This is a genomic window from Levilactobacillus paucivorans, from assembly GCF_001437125.1.
Taxonomy (GTDB): Bacteria; Bacillota; Bacilli; order Lactobacillales; family Lactobacillaceae; genus Levilactobacillus; species Levilactobacillus paucivorans.
Window position 1 is genome coordinate 10,865 of sequence record NZ_JQCA01000078.1, and the last position, 2,064, is coordinate 12,928.

At 51.8% G+C, this 2,064-nt stretch carries 2 protein-coding genes; both read left to right on the forward strand.

Annotation, left to right across the window (positions count from 1 at the left end; all coding sequences use genetic code 11):
* A partial coding sequence (locus tag IV54_RS07515; protein WP_237756691.1) for an MFS transporter occupies positions 1–951 on the forward strand: 951 nt, incomplete at its 5' end.
* A gap of 116 nt (positions 952–1,067) precedes the next feature.
* A partial coding sequence (locus IV54_RS07520) for an aldo/keto reductase family protein (RefSeq protein ID WP_083488553.1) occupies positions 1,068–2,064 on the forward strand: 997 nt, incomplete at its 3' end.

A 2,064-nucleotide genomic window follows, 5' to 3' on the forward strand; every position in this document is an offset into this window, starting at 1 on the left:
TTTTCCAAATATCGGTTGAGTCTGATCGGGGGCAGTCTGATCCTCATTGCCTGTATTGGGTATGGGGTGACGACGTCGGTACCGCTGATTATGTTGTGGCGAGTCGTCAATGGGGTCGGCTATACGCTGTGCTCCGTCTGCATGGCCACCTGGATGGCGAGTCTACTACCGGCCGATCGAATCGGTGCGGGGATGGGGATCTACGGGATTGCCAATGCCCTGGGAATGGCAATTGGTCCTGCAGTGAGTGTTTACCTGTATCACCGCCTCGGCTATCGCAGTGTCTTCTGGGTGGCCGCAGGCTTTGTGACCTTACTCCTGGTGACCATTCAATTTGTTGGGGATAAGAGTGTCCCGCATCCAGACTATCAAAAGTCTAAGGGCGAACGTCCAAAGATTCGGTTGGTTCAACCCAAGGTCGTGCCGGTTGCCGCCATTCTCTTACTGTTTTCGCTTCCTTACTTTGCGACGCAGACCTATATTGTGAGCTACGTCTTTCACCGGGGCTTTGCGATCCCGGCTGGGGCCTTCTTCCCGGTATATGCGCTGGTATTATTGGCCATGCGGCTCATTCTCCGCGATGCCTTTGACCGTGTCCCCTTCAGAAAGTTTTTCTGGATCTGTCTCGGTTGTAACCTCATTGGCATCATCGGCCTCACCGATATGGATAATTGGTTGATGCTCATCGTCGGCGCCGTGGGCCTGGCTGCCGGCTATGGCCTGATGTTTTCCATTTGTCAGGCCAAGTCGCTGACACTGGTACCCAAAGCCGATCGCGGGCTGGCCAACAGCACCTTCTACATTGGGATTGACCTGGGGATGACCCTGGGACCCATGCTGGCGGGAGTCATCACGACCTATCTCCCATGGTCCTGGCTCTATCCCGTCATGGCCGTGACTTTACCGGCAATCGCGCTGGTTTACTGGGATAATCGGCGGGGGCTGGCCTGAAATGGCAACCGGCCTGACTGAATAGTTGGCCGCACGCGTTCAGACGTGGTAAACTGACTTCATATCGTTTTATAATCAAAATCTTATTATTTTCCAATGAATAGGAGTGCTTACATATGAAGTATCGGCAATTAGGTCAGTCAGGTTTAAGAGTTAGTGAACTAGCCTTAGGAAGTTGGTTGACGGATGTCAGTGATGCGGCTAAACAGGAGCTGGCGGCACAGAGTGTCAAATTAGCCTATGACAGTGGGATCAATTATTTTGACTGTGCAGATGTGTATAGTGGCGGTGGGGCCGAACGGTTCCTGGGTCAGGCATTGCAACAGTTTCCCCGCAAGGAACTCGTCGTCTCGAGCAAGGTTTACTTTCCTTCAGGTAAAGGGGTTAATGACCGTGGCCTGTCGCGCAAGCACATTACCGAGTCGATTGATCAGTCACTGACTAATTTACAAACAGATTATTTGGACCTGTATTTCTGTCACCGATTTGATACGCAGACGCCATTGGCGGAAACTCTGGAGACCTTGAGTGGGTTAGTTGATCAAGGGAAAATCCTGTACTACGGGGTCAGTGAGTGGACGCCGGTCCAGATCCTCAAGGCGGAATTGATTATTCAGGAGCGAGGCCTTCACCCAATTACGGTAGTCCAACCGGAGTACAACATGTTTGACCGCTACATTGAGCATGAACTGTTGGATTTGTGTGGCGAGTTGGGCTTGGGGGTCGTGCCATTCTCGCCACTGGCCCAGGGCTTATTGACGGGTAAATACCGTCAGGGGCAGCCTGTTCCCGCCGGTTCACGGGGATCGTTCCAACCAGACTTACAGGCGCAACTAGTTCCCGAAAATCTGGCGAAGGTTGAAGAACTGTCGAAGATGGCCGCTGAGTTAAATACGGACCTGGCAACCTTTGCTTTAGCCTGGGACAAACGAGATTCCCGAATTTCCAGTCTGATCATTGGGGCCAGCAAACCGGCCCAGTTGCAGAATAACTTGAAAGCTATTGATTTGGCTATTCCAGCCGAATATGAGGCGCGGATTGACAAGTTATTTGGATTGGCAAATTACAAGTTTAATCCGAACAAGCCCGGAATCTTTCAATGGCAGTCTGTTG